The organism is Paenibacillus sp. MDV22-iso6, from assembly GCF_058408365.1.
In genome coordinates, this window is record NZ_JBZVDZ010000008.1 from 28,509 (window position 1) to 49,621 (window position 21,113).

19 protein-coding genes and 1 other annotated feature are annotated in these 21,113 nt (G+C 46.7%); of the genes, 12 read left to right on the plus strand and 7 right to left on the minus strand.

Annotated elements, in window-relative coordinates; translation table 11 throughout:
- Window positions 1-96 precede the first annotated feature (96 nt).
- Window positions 97-1,407 carry an MFS transporter gene (locus tag AC4PM4_RS21845; RefSeq protein WP_491614574.1) on the minus strand — a complete coding sequence of 437 codons (1,311 nt, stop codon included), beginning with the start codon at window positions 1,405-1,407 and terminating at the stop codon, window positions 97-99.
- 175 nt (window positions 1,408-1,582) lie between these two features.
- Here AC4PM4_RS21845 and AC4PM4_RS21850 point away from each other — a divergent pair, with 175 nt between their 5' ends.
- The 5 genes from AC4PM4_RS21850 to AC4PM4_RS21870 are packed head-to-tail and all read left to right on the plus strand — an operon-like array spanning window position 1,583 to window position 6,856.
- The gene (locus AC4PM4_RS21850) at window positions 1,583-3,094 is read left to right on the plus strand and encodes a spore germination protein (protein ID WP_491614576.1); all 1,512 of its coding nucleotides are present in this window, start codon (window positions 1,583-1,585) and stop codon (window positions 3,092-3,094) included.
- Between the two features lie 18 nt (window positions 3,095-3,112).
- The gene (locus AC4PM4_RS21855) at window positions 3,113-4,315 is read left to right on the plus strand and encodes a Ger(x)C family spore germination protein (protein WP_072734826.1); all 1,203 of its coding nucleotides are present in this window, start codon (window positions 3,113-3,115) and stop codon (window positions 4,313-4,315) included.
- 5 nt (window positions 4,316-4,320) lie between these two features.
- The gene (locus AC4PM4_RS21860) at window positions 4,321-4,557 is read left to right on the plus strand and encodes a hypothetical protein (RefSeq protein WP_063568172.1); all 237 of its coding nucleotides are present in this window, start codon (window positions 4,321-4,323) and stop codon (window positions 4,555-4,557) included.
- 20 nt (window positions 4,558-4,577) lie between these two features.
- On the plus strand, window positions 4,578-5,684 hold the full coding sequence (locus AC4PM4_RS21865) for a GerAB/ArcD/ProY family transporter (protein WP_063568171.1): 1,107 nt from the start codon (window positions 4,578-4,580) through the stop codon (window positions 5,682-5,684).
- A 44-nt stretch (window positions 5,685-5,728) separates the two neighbouring features.
- Window positions 5,729-6,856, plus strand: a complete 1,128-nt coding sequence (locus AC4PM4_RS21870; RefSeq protein ID WP_491614578.1) for a GerAB/ArcD/ProY family transporter — start codon at window positions 5,729-5,731, stop codon at window positions 6,854-6,856.
- A gap of 92 nt (window positions 6,857-6,948) precedes the next feature.
- Here the strand turns inward: AC4PM4_RS21870 and bcp are convergent, their stop codons facing one another.
- The 4 genes from bcp to AC4PM4_RS21890 are packed head-to-tail and all read right to left on the minus strand — an operon-like array spanning window position 6,949 to window position 10,090.
- Complete coding sequence (gene bcp / locus AC4PM4_RS21875) at window positions 6,949-7,413, minus strand: thioredoxin-dependent thiol peroxidase (protein ID WP_063568169.1); 465 nt, start codon at window positions 7,411-7,413, stop codon at window positions 6,949-6,951.
- 44 nt (window positions 7,414-7,457) lie between these two features.
- Complete coding sequence (locus tag AC4PM4_RS21880; protein ID WP_170867911.1) at window positions 7,458-8,234, minus strand: ABC transporter permease; 777 nt, start codon at window positions 8,232-8,234, stop codon at window positions 7,458-7,460.
- A 13-nt stretch (window positions 8,235-8,247) separates the two neighbouring features.
- The gene (locus AC4PM4_RS21885; protein WP_053779604.1) at window positions 8,248-9,042 is read right to left on the minus strand and encodes an ABC transporter permease; all 795 of its coding nucleotides are present in this window, start codon (window positions 9,040-9,042) and stop codon (window positions 8,248-8,250) included.
- 1 nt (window position 9,043) lies between these two features.
- Window positions 9,044-10,090, minus strand: a complete 1,047-nt coding sequence (locus AC4PM4_RS21890) for an ABC transporter ATP-binding protein (protein ID WP_063568167.1) — start codon at window positions 10,088-10,090, stop codon at window positions 9,044-9,046.
- 204 nt (window positions 10,091-10,294) lie between these two features.
- Here AC4PM4_RS21890 and AC4PM4_RS21895 point away from each other — a divergent pair, with 204 nt between their 5' ends.
- Both AC4PM4_RS21895 and AC4PM4_RS21900 read left to right on the plus strand, forming a co-directional pair.
- The gene (locus tag AC4PM4_RS21895) at window positions 10,295-11,338 is read left to right on the plus strand and encodes an LCP family protein (RefSeq protein ID WP_072734829.1); all 1,044 of its coding nucleotides are present in this window, start codon (window positions 10,295-10,297) and stop codon (window positions 11,336-11,338) included.
- Window positions 11,339-11,419: 81 nt separating this feature from the next.
- On the plus strand, window positions 11,420-12,739 hold the full coding sequence (locus AC4PM4_RS21900; protein WP_491614580.1) for a glutamate-1-semialdehyde 2,1-aminomutase: 1,320 nt from the start codon (window positions 11,420-11,422) through the stop codon (window positions 12,737-12,739).
- Window positions 12,740-12,825: 86 nt separating this feature from the next.
- Here the strand turns inward: AC4PM4_RS21900 and AC4PM4_RS21905 are convergent, their stop codons facing one another.
- Window positions 12,826-14,220, minus strand: a complete 1,395-nt coding sequence (locus AC4PM4_RS21905) for an aminotransferase-like domain-containing protein (protein ID WP_090953912.1) — start codon at window positions 14,218-14,220, stop codon at window positions 12,826-12,828.
- 176 nt (window positions 14,221-14,396) lie between these two features.
- Here AC4PM4_RS21905 and AC4PM4_RS21910 point away from each other — a divergent pair, with 176 nt between their 5' ends.
- The 5 genes from AC4PM4_RS21910 to AC4PM4_RS21930 all read left to right on the plus strand — a co-directional run bounded on the left by AC4PM4_RS21910 (window position 14,397) and on the right by AC4PM4_RS21930 (window position 20,597).
- Window positions 14,397-15,332 carry a DMT family transporter gene (locus tag AC4PM4_RS21910; protein ID WP_491614583.1) on the plus strand — a complete coding sequence of 312 codons (936 nt, stop codon included), beginning with the start codon at window positions 14,397-14,399 and terminating at the stop codon, window positions 15,330-15,332.
- Window positions 15,333-15,359: 27 nt separating this feature from the next.
- Window positions 15,360-15,663 (plus strand) — a binding site (T-box leader).
- 161 nt (window positions 15,664-15,824) lie between these two features.
- Complete coding sequence (gene trpS, locus AC4PM4_RS21915; protein WP_072734832.1) at window positions 15,825-16,817, plus strand: tryptophan--tRNA ligase; 993 nt, start codon at window positions 15,825-15,827, stop codon at window positions 16,815-16,817.
- Between the two features lie 69 nt (window positions 16,818-16,886).
- Entirely contained in the window at window positions 16,887-17,993 is a 1,107-nt protein-coding gene (locus AC4PM4_RS21920; RefSeq protein ID WP_063568161.1) for a GerAB/ArcD/ProY family transporter, read from the plus strand.
- Window positions 17,974-19,443: a spore germination protein gene (locus AC4PM4_RS21925; RefSeq protein ID WP_491614585.1), complete on the plus strand. Its 1,470-nt coding sequence runs from the start codon at window positions 17,974-17,976 to the stop codon at window positions 19,441-19,443. Before AC4PM4_RS21920 ends, AC4PM4_RS21925 begins: the two co-directional genes overlap by 20 nt.
- Window positions 19,444-19,451: 8 nt before the next feature.
- On the plus strand, window positions 19,452-20,597 hold the full coding sequence (locus tag AC4PM4_RS21930; protein ID WP_491614586.1) for a Ger(x)C family spore germination protein: 1,146 nt from the start codon (window positions 19,452-19,454) through the stop codon (window positions 20,595-20,597).
- Window positions 20,598-20,674: 77 nt separating this feature from the next.
- Here the strand turns inward: AC4PM4_RS21930 and AC4PM4_RS21935 are convergent, their stop codons facing one another.
- Window positions 20,675-21,085, minus strand: a complete 411-nt coding sequence (locus tag AC4PM4_RS21935; RefSeq protein ID WP_491614587.1) for a sensory rhodopsin transducer — start codon at window positions 21,083-21,085, stop codon at window positions 20,675-20,677.
- Between the last annotated feature and the right edge of the window lie 28 nt (window positions 21,086-21,113).

The window sequence follows — 21,113 nt, forward strand, 5'->3', positions numbered from 1 at the left end:
TTTGAGCACAAAAGGTTTTTCTGCCCATTAGATGCGGAACCTCCAAGATATAATTTCTGTTACTAGCAAGGAGCTGCATATTGCGGCTCCTTTTTTTCATGTTTTTTTGGTTATACGTCTAATGTTAAAAGCCTCACGTGCCCTTAGCCATCCATAGATTGTAAGCAAAACAGCAATTGCCGCAAAACCCAATCCGCCTGCGAAACCAAGCTTCCGTGGCTCTACCACTTCTAATAACAAACCTGCACCAAACATGGATAACCCCAACATGCTACTACTGCAAGCCGTCACCAAACCATAGATGAGCCCTCGGTATTTCTCAGGTGTTTCACGCATTAGCAGTGTATCCAGACAAGCATTACCTACCCCAGACATAAGAGCCAACAGAATATAGATCAGAACTGCGATCGCTGGCAGAGTAGCCATACTAAGCAGCACAAGCAATCCCCCTTCCACGAGCAGACACATGACTACTCCCGGGAGCAGCCAATGCTGAAAATAACGAGAGCACCAGTTGCTTAATACCAGTCCCGTCCCAAGCGCTGCGTAGAACAGACCTACACCCCAATCCCCAAGGGCAAACACTTCAATTGCATATACGCTGATCAGTACATTGTCGATCCCGTTGATGACCGGTACCCATAACTCGAACAGGATGATGATCTGTAATGCTACAGAGGATCGAACCAGCCTCCATATTACCGAAGGAACATAAACTGCACCATTAGCGCGAGTAATCACTGAAAAATTACCAGTAGCTGAAACGGCTGAGCTCTCCACATTTTCAAGCGATCTCCCATTTGATTCAGTACCCACTCCCGATGGAAACGAGACTTTTCGGATCAAAACAGCAGCCATCAGAAAACACAGTGCATTGGTTATAAAAGCAGCCTGCGGCCCCATCACTGATGAGGTGATCCCTCCAAGAAAGGCGCCTACGATCAGCACCGTACCGTTCATGACCTGTTCAAGTCCGTTAATTTTGAGCAAATGTTCCGACTGAACAAGCAGTGGTATGCCTGATTTACGGACCGGCGCATAAAGAGCCTCGGCGCAGGCTAGTAAAGTACTCGCTGTATATAGAATCCACAAATCATCTACACTGTTTACGAGTAAATAACTTAGAGCAAGAGGCACCCTTATCAAATTGGTAAGCAGCATAATCTTTCGCCGTGAGAAGCGCATGGTTAACATGCCACCTGCCGGGGCAAGCAACAGGAATGGAAGCACACGCAGACCAAGGGCTAGTCCTACTGCAAGTCCAGATCCTGTTGTGCTGAGAATTAACGAAAGCATGGCCACCTGGCAAAAACGGTCACCTATGCCGTTCACTAGTCCCGCGACAAAGAACTTGCGGTACTCCGATTCTTTTTGTAGCAGGATCACAATGGAAGATCTAAATAGCATGACATATCCTCTTCTCTAATATTAGATATTAATCTAATTAGATAATATTCTAATATATAAGGATTGACAATGTCCTTTTTTTATTTTGTGGGATATTTAATAACACTTTTGTGATAATCCTGATTCATCCAGGTCATACTAATTTGCAAATATAGGGTGTATAAGGGGTGAAGGAATGAGTACAACAGCGCAGAGCAGCCAGGATCAGAGAATATCTCCGAATCTTACGGAAAATACGGATTATTGTAAGAAGGTGATGGGGAATAGCAAAGACTTGATGATTCGTCCTCTGCAGTGTTTGCACAAATGGCCTTCTGTCATGTTGTACATCGATGGGATGGTAGACGTGCAGATTGTGAATCATTCCATCCTGGAATCCTTGTTACAAACCCGTGAGCTGCCTGACTTCTCAGCGGAAAATGAGCATCTGATCTATCTCCAGAATGATGTCTTGGTGGCCAGCAACGTAATATTAATCGAGGAGATGAAAGACGTCCTTGATGCTCTCTTGGCAGGCTTTGCCGTTGTGCTGCTTGAAGGATCGAATCAAGGCCTGAAAATCGCAGCAGCGGGCTGGGAAGACCGTGCCGTCGGCGAACCCATCTCCCAAACGGTTGTTCGCGGTCCCATGGAGGGCTTTAATGAAAATTTGCGAACGAATACAGGCTTGATCCGCAAACGAATTCGTGACCCCCATCTCTGGATTGAAGAAAGGGAGCTTGGCCGAGTCACCAACACCAGGGTAGCCGTGGTATATCTGGAGCATATCGTCGATCAAGAGGTTATAAAAGAACTGCGGCGAAGGCTTGATGAAATTGATATTGACGCTATTCTGGAAAGTGGATATATCGAGGAGCTCGTGCAGGACAAAACAGGTACGATCTTCCCTACGGTCTATAACAGTGAGCGACCAGACACCGTATGCGCCGCACTGCTTGAAGGTCGGGTCGCGATCATTGTAGACGGTACTCCTTTCGTACTGCTTGTTCCCGCTCTGTTTGTTCATTTCTTTCAGTCCCCCGAAGATTATTACCAACGGGCCGATATTAGCTCATTGATTCGAATGATTCGTTATCTAGCGTTCTTTATTGCGCTGCTCGCTCCATCCTTCTATATTGCCATTACTACCTTTCATCAGGAGATGCTGCCCACCAACCTGCTTATTAGTCTGGCAGCTCAGCGAGAAGGTGTTCCATTTCCGGCATTCATCGAAGCCATATTGATGGAGCTGACCTATGAAATTTTGCGGGAAGCCGGCATCCGTATTCCAAAGACCGTCGGTCAAGCCGTTTCCATCGTAGGTACCCTTGTTATTGGTCAGGCCGCAGTAGATGCTGGCGTTGTATCGGCTGCCATGGTTATTATCGTATCCATTACAGCGATATCCAGCTATGTTATTCCGGAAAATGGACTCTCCATTTCTGTACGGATTCTGCGATTTGTCCTGATGATTCTGGCTGCTGCCTTTGGTTTCTACGGAATTCTGATGGTTCTACTGATTACAGTAACCCATCTATGCAGTTTAAGATCTTTTGGTGTGTCTTATATGTCCCCGTTCGCACCTTACATCGGGAAGGATCTCAAAGATACCATATTCCGCGTGCCTTGGACCCGGATGAAAACCCGTCCGCTCTCTACCGGAACTGTGAACGAAACCAGACAAGCTAACAAAAAAACGAAGCGATAATCGGTAAGGAGAACGTGTATGAACAAATGCTTACAATTGATTCTATCTTTTGCCGTTCTGCTCCCTCTCCTTACCGGATGCTGGGATCGACAGGAACTCAATGAGCTTGGCATCATGCTGGGTCTTGGTGTAGACAAGGATGGCGATATGATTAAGGTTAGTGCTCAAGTGGTTGTTCCCAATGAAGTATCCTCCAAGTCAGGAGGAGGTAAAGGAACGCCTGTGACTCAGTATCAGGCTTCTGCGCCTACCTTGTTTGAAGCCATTCAAAAGTTAACGGAATCTAGCCCACGTCGTATATTCATGGCACATATCCGCGTGATGGTCATTGGCGAAGAGTATGCTCGCAAAGTGGGCATTTATGATATCACAGAAGCATTAATGCGCGAGCCTACGGTTCGTCCTGACTATTACGTCATGGTTGCACGAAATACAACAGCTTCCAAGGTGCTAGATGTGCTGACACCACTTGAAAATTTACCTGCGGAGAAGATGTTCAATTCATTGGATGTATCCACCAAGACTTGGTCACCCACAACAACCGTAACTGGGGATCAGTTAATGGAATACATTTTGGCTCCTGGAATACAGCCTGTAATTACCGGAGTGGAGGTTGTTGGTCAACCTGAGAAAAGTGGAAGTCAAGCTAACATTGCGACCATTAAAGCTCCTGCTAGCCTCAACTCAACAGGACTGTCTGTATTCAAGGGAGACAAGCTGATTGGGTGGCTAACCGAGGATGAATCCAAGGGATATAACTACATTCGAAACAATGTGGTATCCACCATCAGCCATCTTCCCTGCCGAAAAGAAGGATATGTTACCTTCAAAACACTTCGTACAACGACCAAACGGAAAGCAAAAGTCGTAGCAGATCACCCTTTAATCAATATTAAAATCAAAAATGTATCTTCCATAGGTGCCGTTGAATGTGGAATCAAAATCGGTTCAATGAAAGTACTCAAGGAATTGGAACAGGACAGTGAGGAACGGCTTGTAGAACTGATGCAAAAATCCATCAAATCGGTACAGCGCAAGTTTCACGTTGATATTTTCGGATTCGGGCAAGAGGTCTACCATGCTGATCCCAAGTTCTTCAAAAAGGTGGAGAAAGATTGGGATAGTTATTTGGAAAATCTGGATGTTCATTACGATGTCAATGTTCAAATCAAACGTGTAGGTACACTGGATGATTCGTTCAAAGATCAAATTAGGGAGTGAGACAGGTGTTAATTACACTTAGTGTCATTGTGACCGCAGGGGTCATTGGGTGGTTCGATCTGCCGGGGCTCATACGTAGCAAGGAATGGAAAGAATTGGCTGTTTACAGTGTCTTACTGCTCTTGGCTACCATTCTCAGTGTCTTTGCGGCCAACCTGTGGGAAATCCCAAGCCCACTGTATCTCATCATATGGATCTATGAACCTGTAAATCAATTTCTGGCACACTTGACTGGAACTTAAGGAAAAAAGGAGGGGACATTATGCTTGAACAGGGTCGCATCGGAACAAGACAATTGTCCATCCTCATTTTTATGATGGTGGTCGGGGATATGATGCTCATCTATCCCTCGGTCATCACATCCTATGCCAAACAAGATGCCTGGATATGCGCTCTTGTCGGGGTTCCGTTGGGAATGGCCCTCACGCTCATGTTTTTAAAGCTGTGCAGTCTGTATCCGGAGGAAAATCTGATACAGATTTCACGGAGCATTCTGGGATTTTGGCCAGGCAGTCTTGTATCCGCATTTTACCTATTCTTTTTTGTAATAGGTGCCTCTACGCACACCCGAGAGGTCGGAGATTTCCTAACTTCCCAAATCTTTCAGTACACCCCGATTCGAGTCATCATTCTGATGTTTGTTATTACAGTTGGCTGGGGGTTATATCATGGTCTGGAGACGATGGGGAGAAGCAGTGAATTGCTGATGCCTATCCTTATCGTGTTTATTCTCGTGCTTGCATTCTGTCTACTACCTCAGATTGATCCCAGCAATTTAAAGCCTGCTACAGATACTGGCGTTGTTCCCATCCTGCAGGGTATTCTCATAAGTATCATATATCCCGTAGGTGAACTGGTCCCCATTATGATGATTATTCCCTACACGCTAAAACAGGCTCACCGAACTCGGGATGTTCTTATGGCGGCAGGACTTGGCAACTTGTTGCTGGCTATATTGGTTACCATCTCCCTGCTTGTTCTAGGTGCTTTCCTTACACAGCACAACATCTATGCTTCCTTTATTTTATCTCAGAAGATTAGCATTGGTGGCTTTTTTGAGCGTATTGAAGCCATTATGGCTTCTTCCTGGCTCATCTCCACGTATGTTAAAGCGATGGTGTATATGTACGCATTTATCCTCGGATGCGCCGAACTATTTAGGCTAAAGCAGTATCGGATACTCATCCTACCTGCAACATTGCTTATATTTGGCCTTGCCAATCTGGTCTCGCCCAATTTGACCTTCATCGTCATTACCGTCGTTCCATATTGGGTAGATTGGGATACCACATTGAGCATTATATTGCCAGGGCTGTTACTGTTGGTGCATATGTTCAAAAAGGGTTGGAAAAACAAGCCTTCGGGATAAGGCAATGCTGGAGTTCTAATATGTCAGGAAGGAGGCTGGAGACCATGATAATTAAAGATAAAATTACCATTCGGCAATTTGCCCTGCTTACCTTTCTTGTCATGGTTGGGGATATGATTCTGATCTATCCTTCGTTGGTCACAACCTTGGGTAAACAGGATGCATGGATATGCTCTTTCCTCAGTCAGCCCATCGGTCTATTTATCATTTGGATTTTGTACAAACTACAACAAACCTACCCTGAACTATCTTTAATCGAAATTTGCAAGAAATTGCTTGGTCCATGGATTGGATCAGTCTTGTCTGCTGGTTACCTGTTCTATTTCGCTATAGGCGCTGCCATCTGTATCCGGGAAGTTGGAGACTTCATGACGACTCAAATCTACCTCCAGACCCCCATCCGTGTCATTTTGATTATGCTCATGTGTTCCCTGATCTGGGGCCTAATGAAAGGATTGCAAACCATGGGAGCAACCAGTGAACTATTGACTCCTATTGTTTTTGTTTTTATGGTTCTCCTGTTCGTGGGTTTGCTGCCCAAAATAGATGTCTCACATCTGCAGCCTATCTTTAACATCAGCCGGGTTCATTTGATTGAAACCGTTATTCGCGGATCCTTTACCGCCTTCGGGGAGCTGCTCGTGCTTACTATGATTCTTCCTTATGTAATGCGAGGGCCGCACCTTAAACGAGACTTGTTGCTTGCCACTTTCTGCGGAGGTCTGCTCCTGTGTGTATTGCTATTGTTTTCCCTTATGGTTGTGGGTCCTTTCCTAACCCAGCATAATATTTTCATTTCGTACACCCTGTCTCAAAAAATTAATATCGGTAACTTCTTTGAGCGAATTGAAGCCTTCATGGCTACTGCCTGGTTAATTGCGACCTATTTCAAAAGCCTGCTGTACATGTTCGCTTTTGTTATCGGACTAGCTCAGCTGTTTCAGTTGAAAACATACAAACCACTCATTCTCCCTTCATCCTTGCTCATGTTTGCATTGGCCATCCTGATCTCCCCCAATGTCATTTTTTATATCGAAACCATCATGCCTGCATGGGTGGATTGGGACATTACTTGCAGTTTTATTATTCCTCTGTTGCTTTTACTTGTTCATCGCATTCGCTTTGGCAAGAACAGAAAAAATCAGTCTCCTCCAGAACGATTGCCCACATAAAAAGGCTGTATTAACGGTATAACCCGCGAATACAGCCTTTATTATGAAGTGAACATTTTTTTGTTGTATAGAGAACAGACGAGTTTACCTTCCTAAAGTTGCTGCAAAGCCTCAAGTGCTGCTTCAATATGCCCTTTGACTCGCACTTTAGACCACGACTTCAGCAGTATACCCTCTTCATCAATAAGAAACGTGGAGCGTACCATCCCCATGTATTCCTTGCCATACATCTTTTTGAGCTGCCATACGCCGTATTGTTCGGCAACCTGATGTTCTTCGTCGGATAACAGGATGAATGGTAAGCCGTATTTGGCAATGAATTTGTCGTGCTGCTTCATCGGATCAATACTAATCCCCAGAATAACTGTATTTAATCCCTTGAACTCCTCATGACGATCACGGAAATCACATGCCTGCTGTGTGCAGGAAGAAGTCATATCCTTCGGGTAAAAATATATCAGCACCCGCTGTCCGCGATAATCGGAGAGTTTTACCGTCTCTCCCGTACTGGACGGAAGTTCAAAGTCTGGTGCCAGCTTGCCTTCGGTTAATGTCATCTCATTTCCTCCTATATCTCGTCTATACTTTCAATGGATATCTGTTATGATCCTGCTCCGCGATACTTCTTCACGCCATAATTCCATAGCAGAAGACCGATGGAGCCAAACACCAATCCCATCACAGGTGTCAACATCGCCATACGATGCATTTCGGATCGTTCCAGGAACAGGGCTGCCGGATAAATGCCCACGAAGGCAAATGGAATGACCCACGTTAACAGGACCTGAATCGCGCGGTTATAGATGGTTACCGGATAACGTCCATATCCCTGAATGTTGTACATTAATGGCAGGATACCTGTAGGCGCGTCCGAATAAAATGATAACGACGTCAAGGTGATATAGATACCTGCATAGATTAGCACTGAACTAATAGTAAGAATAATGAGGGCCGGAATATGCCACCACTCCAGCACAAGCCCCATCTCCGCACCGCTGATGACCATAATGATCAGACCGATAAACGAACCAACGAGTGCAGGCGGGTCCACATTTTCAAGTAAAATCTGGAACAGGTTATGCGCAGGTCGTGTTAATATGCGATCCATCTCGCCTTTGACAATATACCGTTCACTGAACCCCCACAGATTGATAAAGCAACTGAAGATGCCGTAAGGCACCATAAAATATCCATAAACAAAAAGGACTTCACTCTCACTCCAGCCGCCCAAATTATCCGTATGTCGGAAAACCACAAAGATAAAGATCAGATTGGTTGCCTGGAACAGCAAATCCGAAAGGATTTCAACCCAAAAATCGGCGCGGTACGTGAGACGTGTTTTCATGTAATTTTTTAAATATTCCCAGATCAGACCCATATAGTACACTCTGTTATCCTCCTTGCACGAACAGACGCTTGCGCGCCTGACGCCAGATCAGCATCATCGGAATGAGCAGTATGACAAACCAGAACACCTGAATGCCGAGTACGCTCCAGATGCCTGTGCCTTCCACTCTTCCGGTGAAAACCGAACCGGGTAGATACGTAATGGCCTGAAAAGGCAATACTTTCATCACTGCGGACATCCAGCCCGGATAGAGGCTGATTGGAATGATCAGACCTGAGAACAGATCAACCACGACACGTTTCATACGCATCATGCCTTCATTGTTTTCCACAAAGAATGCGGCCAGCCCCGTAATGACATTAATCTGGGAATTAATGAGGAAACTGAAGAACAGCATGACCAGAAAGCCAATCCACGCGGACGGCGCCGTGGGCAGTTCAACCGGGAACAACAGAATCGCAATGAGCATTCCAGGAATCATAAGCAGCAGGAAACGGAAAATACCTTCGCCCAGACCCTGCATCATTTTGACCATGACATAGTTGATCGGTCTTATGAATTGAATGGCAATGGAGCCATCCCGAATGTCTGCGGCTATTTCTCGGTCCAGGTTGTTAAAATAAAACGCACGCGCCATCCACGATACAGCCACATATGTCGTCATCTGAGCTGCCGTAAAACCGCCCAGTTCACCACTACTGCCGTAAATGGCTTGCCACGTAAAGTAATACACGCCGATATTCAGCGTATATATCAAAATGCCGGAATAATAATTCACCCGGTATGCAAGCATCGTCAGGAACCGGATGCGCATAAAATCAAAAAATGCACTATTCATCTTAGGATACACCCACCGCTTCGTTCTTTGCGCCCACAATCTCGGGACGCTCGGCGGAACCGGATTGGTAAATACTGCGCACAATCTCATCCGTGTTAATCTCAATAATCTGAATATCGGTAATATCTGCCTGTCCAACGACGCGTCCCAGCACATCCGACACGTTGAGTTCAAGTGGAATCCAGACCGATGCGGACAGTTCATTCTCCACCGTCCAGCGAACAGGGAGCGCAGCAGTCCACTCCAGCATTTGTTCCATGGGATGAGCAGTGCCAAACTTGAACCGGATCTCCCGTTCCTTGCCCCACTGGGATTTCAGATGATCCAACCCGCCATCATAGATGATATTGCCCGCATCGAGCATAATAACTCTAGAGCATAAAGCTTCGATGTCCTGCAGATCGTGGGTTGTCAGCAAAATGGTTGTTCCGTGTTCCTTATTCATGTCTTTCAGAAATTCACGGATTTCCGATTTCACAACAATATCCAGACCAATGGTAGGCTCATCCAGGAAAACAATATCTGGATTGTGCAGCAGCGCAGCGACCAGCTCACAGCGCATACGCTGTCCAAGACTGAGCTTACGAACAGGACGGTTCAGCAAATCCTGAAGCTGTAACCGCTCAACCAGTTCATCCAGACGTTTGCGGAAATCGACCTCACCTACTCGATACACCTTGCGCAGCAGATGGAAGGACTCAATAACACCGATATCCCACCAGAGTTGGCTGCGTTGACCAAATACGACACCAATATTCTGCACAAACTTCTCACGTTCCTGATACGGAACATATCCACCAACCGATATTTGCCCTGAAGTAGGCACCAAAATGCCGGTCAACATCTTAATCGTTGTTGATTTACCGGCACCGTTCTCCCCAATATATCCGCATATTTCGCCTTGCGGAATTTGAAATGAAATATCATTTACAGCCAAGACCTCCTGGTATTGACGTGCAAACAGATCCTGAAATGCGCCCTTAAGCCCTCCTCGACTTTTCTGGACGCTAAACGACTTGCGTAAATCTTTGACATCAATCGCCAGCATGATTATACCTCACTTGGATTTTGTTGAAATTGCTTGTAGCCCAAAAAGAAATTATAATAGTATCAGTCAAAATTCAGCAAGCTTTAAAAAATAGTCTGAGGCCGCGTCCTCTGTTGTATCTCACAGATATGTCGTGTACGGAAAGCCCGGGCTAAATCAATTTGGACTCATCTTCATTTATTTTGAATACAAAGGAGAGCTAGCATGACCAGAAAGACGAAGAGAACCATTTGGATTTCTCTTGCCGCCTTCGTGCTTATTGTTGGAGGCGCTGCGGCATTTTATTTCGGTTCTATTCTCAATCAGTTGAATGGCTTGCAAAAGGAAGGCGATGAATCGCCGTTTGCCGGTATCGAAAATGTTGAAAAAGTAAGTACACCGGATCCTCCGAAATGGGAAGGCACCGAAACGGTTAATATTCTCGTTATGGGTGTTGATGCCCGCGGGCTGGAGAAGGGGGAAGTTCCTCGTTCTGACAGCATGATGGTCGTTTCGCTTGACCCACTCACCAAAAAAATTAATCTATTCTCCATTCTGCGTGACACATACGTCAACATTGACGGATATGGCAAGGAACGAATCAATACTGCTATTACCCATGGTCCCAACGTAGCAATGAAAGCTGCTGGAGACCTGCTGGGTATCCCTGTTCAGTATTATGTGTATACCGATTTCCAAGGATTCATCAAATTGGTGGATGCCGTTGGCGGTGTGGATTTTGACGTAGAGAAGGACATGCACTATACAAGTAAAGCGGACAATAATGAATACGATATTGATCTGAAAAAAGGCTACCAGCATTTGGATGGCGATACGGCTCTCATGTACGTTCGCTTCCGTCATGATGCCATGTCGGATTATGCCCGCTCCGAGCGGCAGCGTGAATTCCTGAAAGCTGTAGCAGCGAAAATGCAGTCAACGACAACCATTGCCAAACTGCCTTCCATTCTGGAAGAAGTTAATCCTTATGTAGATACGAATCTGACCCTCTCCGACATGTGGAAGCTAGGCGGACTCGGATATCAGAGCAGCATGAACGGCAGCGAGCAAATCCCGCCAATGAAAATGCTCAAGGAAGAGCGTACACCGGGCGGAGCTGAGGTGCTGACGGTAACCAGTGAAGAAAAACTTAAGCAATATATTCAAGATATCATTCATCCACCTGCTCAAGAGGAAGGCAGTACTACTGGAGCCGAAGACAAAACGGCAAGTGGTGACGAACAAAACTCCAAGCAACCCGCACAGTAATGAATCGCAACACGCAGAGGGCAGCCCATATGCTGCCCTCTCGCTGTGTTTGGTTTATCTAATACGAAAGGAAGTTATCTTATGAATCCATCACGTTCCCGTTCCGAGCTTTTATACGAAGAAGCACTTCAACATATTGTAGGAGGTGTGAACAGTCCCTCCCGCTCATTCAAAGCGGTGGGTGGCGGTGCACCTGTCTTTATGAAAAAGGCGCAAGGTGCGCACTTCTGGGATGTCGACGACAACCGTTATATCGATTATCTCGCAGCGTACGGCCCAATTGTTACAGGACATGCTCACCCTCATATTACCCAAGCGATTACCGAGGCAGCAGCCAATGGTGTACTGTACGGTACGCCTACGGAACTTGAGATCAAGCTCGCCAAAATGCTGAAGGAAGCCATTCCTTCAATGGACAAGGTTCGTTTTGTAAACTCCGGTACAGAAGCGGTCATGACCACCATCCGGGTTGCCCGCGCCTACACCAAACGTAATAAAATCGTGAAATTCGCCGGATGTTATCACGGTCACTCCGATCTGGTCCTTGTGGCAGCAGGTTCGGGGCCTTCCACGCTGGGTATTCCGGATAGTGCAGGTATTCCAACGAGCATTGCGCATGAAGTCATCACGGTACCTTTCAACGATCTGGACAGCCTGAAAGCAGCTCTGGAGCGTTGGGGCGATGATGTCGCCGCAGTCATGGTTGAACCGATTGTCGGCAACTTCGGTATGGTTATGCCAGAACCTGGCTTCCTGGAAGGACTCTGTGCCATGACTCGGGATAACGGCTCACTCGTTATTTACGACGAGGTCATTACAGCCTTCCGTTTCCACTATGGCTCCACACAGACGTACGCGGGACTGGACAATCATGCGGAGATCGAACCCGATCTGACTGCACTTGGCAAAATCATCGGCGGCGGTCTGCCCATCGGTGCATACGGCGGTCGTAAACAGGTTATGGAGCAGGTTGCTCCACTCGGCCCGGCCTATCAAGCCGGAACGATGGCTGGTAACCCTGCGTCTATCTCTGCGGGTATCGCTTGTCTGGAGGTTCTGCAAGGCGAAGGTGTATATGCGGAGATGGAACGTCTTGCGATTGATCTGACAACAGGCCTTCAGGCTTCTGCGGATCGTCATGGCATTGCGTTAACCATTAACCGAATTCGTGGTGCCTTTTCCACCCACTTCTGTGACCATCCGATTACGAACTATGATCAAGCCCAGGATACCGATGGGGAACTGTTCGCTTCCTTCTTCCGTCATATGCTGAATCGTGGCATTAATCTGGCTCCTTCCAAATATGAAGCCTGGTTCCTGACCACTGCACATACGGACAAGGATATTCAAGAAACATTGGAAGCCGCAGAAGCTTCCTTCAAAGCTATGGCTCAGGCGTAAACCGTTATCTAACAATTCACAAGTCGCAGCATAGCATGTCACTGAAATTAAATTAATCACATGAAATAAAGGCGTCCCACAAGCGATTATTCCGCTTGTGTGGACGCCTTTTGCAGTTTCATTATCTCCTCACGGATAATCCTCAGCCCTTCCTTGATCCGTTGCTTAGGTACATTGGATATGTTTAACCGCAGCATTTTATCCTGATGTACCTCCTGTGCACCCTCCGGAAAATATCGTTCTGTTGTATCGGCAATCACTCCCCGTTGCTCCAACCGGGACAGCAAGACCTTGAGTGGCATATCCTTAGGCAGTGGCAGAACCGTATGCTCCCCTCCTGTGCGTGGTGCATTCACAAACGGAGCAAAGTCCGGGTAAGCATTAAGCTGTTGATACAGCTTGTTCATCCGGGCAGCATAACGACTGCGGATGACTTTGCCATGGTGGGCAAACATCCCGTTACGGATGTAGACTTCAAGTGCTGCCTGGGATAGTACTGCAGTGTCAATATCGAGCATTTTTTTGTATTTACTAAACGATGCAGTAAGACTTGCAGGCAGAATAGCCACGCCAATCCGCAGGCCGGGAAACAGGATTTTGGAGTAACTTTTCAGATAAATGACTCGCCCTTCTGTATCATAGGACCATAATGGGTCCTGCTTCGTGTTCTCTTCCAAATCAGCCAAGAAATCATCCTCTACCAGATAGACATCGTAACGCTGCGCCAGGCGGATCAATTTTTTCTTCTCAGCTGCCGTCAAGGAAGTCCCAATCGGGTTGTGAAACCGTGGCATAACATAAAAAAATTTGATGTCTCCTTCGCGGAACTGTCGTTCGAGCGCGTCCCAATCCAGGCCCTCCAGAGAGCGTCTGACACCTGCAATAGGTACATTTAGACCTTGTAAAAGAGAAGGCATATTATGATAACCCGGCAGTTCCAGCATCACCTGCTTTTTCCCATTTGGAAAAGGCATTAACGCCAGCACAGCTAGAGCTTGCTGCACCCCTGAAGTGATAAAGAACTGCTCCTTCCGGGCAAACACCTGATAATCGGCGAATTGCTTCTGCAGCAATTCAATCAAGGAAGGCAAGCCTCTCTCGGTTCCATATAAAAACAAATCCGCCTGTTTCTTCTCCATTGCCTGGTCCACACAATGGCGAAAATCGGAATAAGGGAATACTCGCGGATCAGGAGCTGCGGAGGCAAAATCCAGTGGTCCCTGCCACTCTCCATCCTCCACTTCGGCTCCATTCTGTACCGCATAATACCCGGACTGAGGCACGGCGTAGACCAGATGCCGCTCTTCCAGCCACTCATACGCACGTATGGCTGTACTCACACTACATTGATACTGCTCAGCCAGAACACGCACAGCCGGCAGTTTGATTCCTTTGTCCTGCCATTGTCCACTATTCTGCTGCCGCAATTGGTCCTGAATCCATTGCTTAAGTGATTCGGCGATGATTTCGTATTTTCTCATTGGATTCTGCAACTCCTCCGACTTCAGCATTACCTTAAGTGTACCGGTACAATAAACATTTTTGTCTATTGTACCACTATTGGTCTGGCAGTATATTGAATAAGGTCAGACAGCGTACGCAGCAACATATGCGCCGTTGTAGTAGTAAAGAAAAACCGTATTATTGGAGGAAACCCATGAACAATACTCAAACTAGAACATACGCATATGTAGCAGCTATTTTATATGCAGCCATTATTGGTTTATCCTTTTTATTTGTCAAAATGACGGTGAGTGTTGCACATCCAATTGATGTACTTGCACATCGTTTTGCTTTGTCATTACTCGTAGTCAGCATCCCTGTCATTTTCGGATGGATCAAGATCAAGCTAACCCTTCGTGATCTGTGGCGTATCATTCCGTTAGGGCTGCTCTCTCCTGTTTTGTTCTTTGCCTTTCAGGCATTCGGGCTAGTCTCGTCCAACTCATCGGAAGCAGGAATTATCCAGGCGATGGCCCCCGTATTCACACTTGTGTTGGCCTCTATCTTTCTAAAAGAACGTACATCCCTTTTGCAAAAACTGTTCCTGCTGTTGTCCGTGGCAGGTGTAATCTTTATTTTCTTGATGAAAGGGAGCGGGATGTCGGCAGGCAACTTTAAAGGTATTGCTTTACTGCTGCTCTCCACGGTGTGTTTTGCAGGTTATGGTGTATTGGCAAGACCCTTAGCGCAGAAATATAAACCGATGGAATTGACCTGGGTGACCCTGATGGTTGGATTTATCGTCTTCAACGCAGCTTCTCTGATTCGTCATGCGTCTAGCGGAACCATGATGGATTATGTGAAGCCACTCTTAGATGCATCTTACCTAGGAGCACTGGCCTATCTGGCTGTCCTCTCCACCATGTTCTCCACGCTGCTGGCGAGTTATGCCCTGACTCATCTGGAAGCTTCCAAAATGAGTGTATTCAGTAATTTGTCCACACTCATTTCGATTGCTGGCGGAGCCTGGATATTGCATGAACCTGTCCATGGATACCACTTTGTTGGAGCCTTGCTGATCATCGCAGGTGTACTTGGCACCAATATGAGCGGAAGAAAATACAAGCTGGTCAATCCAGATAAAGCATGATACAATGTGAAAAATTATAAACGGATGTTATCAACAATGATGAAGAGAAGTACACAGGACAGGATACCTCAGAGAGCCGGCGGATGGTGTGAGCAGGTGTATCGGTCATGTGGAAATGGGCTTCGGAGTTCCGAGTTGAACCCTTTCTGCCACCTGTACTCAGGAGCGCGGATCGTCAGTAGGCAAGGCGGCATGTTCAGCCGTTATCCATGGACAGGATATCGATAAGGATTATGTGGGCTTCCTGCATATATTTATCCGTATCCCTCAAGTGGGCCGCAACCAGCGGCCAATTAAGGTGGCACCGCGAAGCATAAGCCTCGTCCTTCTATTCTGTTCCCGTCTGGGAAACAGGATGAAGGACGAGGCTTTTTTAATTTATGTATGTACCCAAAACTGTTGCAGGCTGAAAGGAGGTGATGGTCGTGGAAGACGGCTGGTGGCGTCAGCAATTAAGGATTGAAAAATCACAACATCAAAGGAGAATGAACCATGAACAAGAACAAAGACATTATTTTAACCGGAGACCGGACAACCGGACAGCTTCATCTCGGCCATTACGTTGGCAGCCTGCGCAGTCGGGTGCAATTGCAGGATGAGTACAAAACGTATATTTTACTGGCTGATGTACAGGCGCTTACGACCCACTATGATCAACCGGGACTGATTGCAGACAGCGTGCATCAAGTGACACTTGATTATCTTGCCGTAGGTATCGATCCCAATAAAGCCACTCTGTTCATCCAGTCGATGATTCCGGAAATTGCCGAGCTGACAGTCATATTCTCCATGTTTATCACGGTGAACAGTCTTCGGCATAATCCCACGATTAAAAACGAAGCGCGTGATCGTGGCTATAAGGATCTCTATTACGGATTTCTCGGTTATCCTGTCAGTCAGGCTGCGGATATTGCGTTCTGCAAAGCAACCCTTGTTCCGGCGGGGGAAGACCAGATCCCACATATCGAAACAGCGCGGAAACTGGTCCGGCGGTTCAATGAATTATATTCGCCCGTTCTGCCTGAACCACGTATTCTGACCGGAGAACGGCTGGGCGGACTGGATGGCGTGGGCAAAATGAGCAAAAGCATGGGCAATGCCATCTCGTTGAATGCTCATCCTGATGATGTGTATGCCAAGCTGGCCAGGGCAAAAACCGATCCTGCCCGCATTCATCGTTCTGACCCGGGACATCCGGATATTTGTCCGGTATTTGCCTATCACCAGCTGTTTCGAAAGGATCAGGCCGCTGAGATTCATGCGAGCTGTAGTGACGGCACCATTGGTTGTAAGGATTGCAAGATGATTGCAGGCACTGCAATTAACGAACTGCTCTCCCCTTTCCGTGAACGGCGAAATTACTATGAACAACGTGGACATGAAGTGAAAGAAATCCTCGTGGAAGGCACACGCCAGGCCCGTCAGGCTGCACGTGAGACGATGCTTGAGGTTCGTGAAGCGATGGGGATACGTTATTTCGACTGACGGTATGAGAAGGCTTGATCACGTTAACACTGCTGAGAACAGTATATTGGGAAAAGAGGTCCCCTCAGCATGAAACCAACACAGCCTTCCTTTTTGCAAGCCATGATGTTAATGATGTTATCTGTCGGCCTGATCAGTCACGTCCTGATCATCCCTGCCCTTTTGTCTTCGGCAAAAAGAGATGCATGGATATCCGTTCTGTTGTCTGCAGGGCCTTATCTTTTATTCACTCTAATGCTTGCCTATGTCTCTCGTTTTCTCCAGCACCAAACCTTGCATGAATGGCTGACTTCCCATCTTGGCAAGCCTCTTGGCATGCTGTTTCGGGTGGGAAACAGCCTCTTTTTTCTGTCCGTGATCTACTTCACTCTGCATGATACCACCACTTGGGCCAAAACCAATTACCTGACGGAGACGCCAATATTGGTTACAAGCATTGCTCTGATGTCTCTCTGTGCCTATGCGGCCTATAAAGGAATACGCTCTCTGGCATTTACAGCAGGATTAATCCTGCCCCTGGTTGTGCTGCTTGGCTTCTATGTAGCTATCGTCAATACACAATACAAGGATTACAGTCGTCTGCTGCCTGTGCTTGAACATGGCTGGCATCCCGTGCTTCATGGCACAGTCTACAGTCTTGCAGGCATGTTTGAGTTGCTGTTCATCTGGTACTTGCAGCCCCACCTCTCCAAACGGATACGTGTATGGCAGTACCTGATGCTCGCGATCATTATCCTTGGGCTGACACTCGGTCCGCTCATTGGGGCGATCGTGGAATTTGACCCTTTTGAAGCTGCCAAAATGCGATATCCCGCCTTTGAAGAATGGCGAATTGCGTCCTTGGGCAAATATATTGCCCAGACTGATTTCTTTTCCATTTATCAGTGGCTCGCCGGTTCTTTTACCCGGATTAGTCTGGCCATGTATATTGTAGTAGAAATTTGGAATATTAAGAGCGCCTCCAGAAGGATCATATGTTGTGCCACTCTTGGCGTCTTTTTTATTCTTACCATGCTGTATCCTCTGGATGATATGACATTCGAAAAACTGCTTGTCCAATACATATTCCCGTTCAATCTCGTGTATCTGAGCGGACTAGCGGTGGTTGCAACAGCAGTTGCATACATCAGTTCACGCCATCAGAGGAGGAAACATCATGGAGCACCAAACGATTGACACCACGTCCCATGAAACGCTGCTTGCCTCTTTCGAAGAGCAGTTCAGTCCCTGCGCAGATGTTGTTATTCAAAGCTTTCCTGCCAAAGATGAAACCGATATGTCGGTGATTATGCTCTATTGCGACGGTTTGGTCGATGGTAAACAAATCAATCAGTTTATTATCCCACGGCTGGAACAGCATTCTCTACATGAAGAAGAAGCACATCCCAAAGAATTGGGGTTAACATTGAATCCGGTGGATGATCTCTCAGATACAGAGAATTTAAATCTGCTGATTTTCAGCGGACAATTACTGCTCATTTTCGGAAATGGTGATCAATCCTGCAGTCTAGATATCGCGAGTATACCAGGAAGAACCCCTGAGGAGTCGGCGATCGAGTCATCGATTAAAGGACCTCGGGATGGGTTCACTGAGGAGTTATCCGTGAATATTGGCCTCATTCGCAAACGAATGAAAACCTCTTCCATGTGTTATGAGAAATATGTTAAAGGTGGTCGTACCCAGACCGCTATTGGTCTGTTGTACGTCAAAGACATCATTAACCCGGATATTCTGAAAGAAGCACGCCAAAATCTCGACCAAATTGAAATCGATGGCATTCTTGGTACCTCTATTATGGAACGTGCCATTATGGGGGGAATTCGCAGCATCTTCCCACTCACGGATAATACGGAGCGACCCGATTATGTCGTGGACTCCCTTTTAAATGGGCGATTTGCGGTTCTCATTGAAGGTTCACCAGTAGCCATTATCGCTCCAACCACTCTGTTTAATCAGTTAAAATCGCCGGAAGACGAGAGTACCCCATTTTTCATTGTTACTTTTGAGCGAATTTTGCGCATTTCCGGATTACTGATTGCCTGCTTCTTTCCTGCCTTCTATATCGGCCTGACTAGTTTTAATGTGGAGCAGATCCCCTTGCCTCTGCTTGCAACCATTTCGGGTACACGGATGGGTCTACCTATGCCAGTAACGCTGGAAGCATTTTTAATGATATTTATGTTTGAGCTATTTAATGAAGCCGGCCGCCGACTCCCACGAGCCTTGGGACAAACCGTCAGCGTCGTAGGTGGGCTTATTATCGGAGATGCAGCTATTCGAGCAGGAATTACTTCCCCCACGATCATTGTCACGGTGGCTATTTCAGTAATCTCCAGCTATATCTTGGTGAATACCGTGCTTAGTGGGGCTACTGCTCAAGTCCGGATTGGGATGCTAGTCATTTCTTCCATTCTTGGATTATTCGGTTTCATGATTGGACTACTGGGTCTGCTGGTGCACCTCGTATCCTTGGAGTGTTATGGCGTCTCATACCTGTCACCTGTCTCTCCTTATATTCCCGGCGACTTCACCCAAGCCGTATCCATGCCCCCTTCTATGAAACGGACCAAGCGCCCAGCTGTACTCCATACACAGGATTCCACTCGCCGGAGGAAAGGCTCGTGACAAGATGGATGGCTAAAATTAGCTTGTTAATAAGCTGCTTTATCCTGCTGACCGGGTGCTGGGATTCCAAAGAGGTTCAGAGCATTAACTTTATCACGGCTGTAGGAATAGATTATGTAGACAACCAATATGTTGCTTACGCCCAACTCATTGATTTCTCCAGTATTGCCAAGCAGGAAGGGCCAACTTCAAGGCAAGCAAGTGATATCTGGATCGGACGGGGTGAGGGTTCTACGCTGAGTATGGCTATTGATGATCTATATCAAACTTCTCAGCAACAAACGTTATGGACCCATGTAAAAGCGATTGTCTTATCCAAAAATGTGTTGAATGGACGGCTGGAAGATGTCTTTAATACACTGTTGCATTCAGGCCAACTGAGATATACCCCATGGCTCTACGGTACAGAGCGTAACATTACAGATGTACTCGCTCCCTCTGCACTGCTGAACCAATCCGCCCAGACCATAGAACTGTTTGAACCGATGAAGCTGTATAAGCAACATTCCGGTTATGAACCCATCCGGCTTCATCAGCTCCTTGACGGATTTCGGGAGCCTGCTTCAGTTATTCTTTTGCCTTCCATTACCAATCAGAATGAGACCTGGTTTAACGGAGAAAAAGCCCCCCCGCTTATTAGGATGGATGGGTTTTACGTCATTTCAAATGGTAAAAGTCAAGGCAGGTTAACGGGTAAAGACGCTGATGGCACACGATACGTGAATTATGACCGCGTCTTTCAATATCCGCTGTATGTATACAGCAACGGGAGCAAAACGCCGGAGCTGACGCTTAGGCTTAATCACCCAAAGACCACGATTAAGGCGAGGAAAGAAGGAAACGGTGTAACATTCGACCTGGTTACGTCGGTTAAAAGCGCCATCATCGAGGATCATAACTCTCATCGCTCTCCCCATGTTATGGAAAAGGAAGCGGAGAAACAGATTGAGTCCGAAATTCGCAATACGTTTGAGAAAACCAAATCACGCAAGATTGATTCCTACGGTTTTGTGGAACATCTATATCGGCATGATCTCCCCCTATGGAGACAGGCGGTATATAAACGGGCCAACCCACTTGAGGGGTTTAAACTCGGTAAGGTCGAGGTTCATGTGAAAATCCTCAATGCCAGTACGTATAAATACGATGAGTAACGCAAAAAGACGATCAGCAGCCTGCAGTCCATGCAAGGTTACGGGTCGTCTTTTCATTTCATAATTAACTTAACGTCTTATCCCAGTGGAAACGCCATAACACTCATGAGTGCCAATTCAGGCTGAGTGGTATCCAGACGACTGTACTGTATGATAACAGGAACATCGCTGGAGACGGTAATTGCATAGGGTACTCCAGGAGGGATGAGTTGTTCACCCGATCTCAACGACGCTGTCCGAATATGCTTTGTTCTCCGCGCAGGCACCTCAGCCACGATGTCTTCGAGCGGTTCCCTATCTTCAAAATAGATCGTTATTTGCAGCTGTGCATCCACTGTGCCTGTATTTAATACACAAATGCTCTCGTGACTCTCCAGTGAGCCCGAGCTGTCCGGTGGAATGTAACCATCGGGGATCACCCAGTAGGTGTGACCTGTCGCAGTGGAAGATGTTTTATGCGCTGAAGTGTTCGTCTGATCCTGTGCCATTAATAATTCCTCCTTTGCTAATGCAATA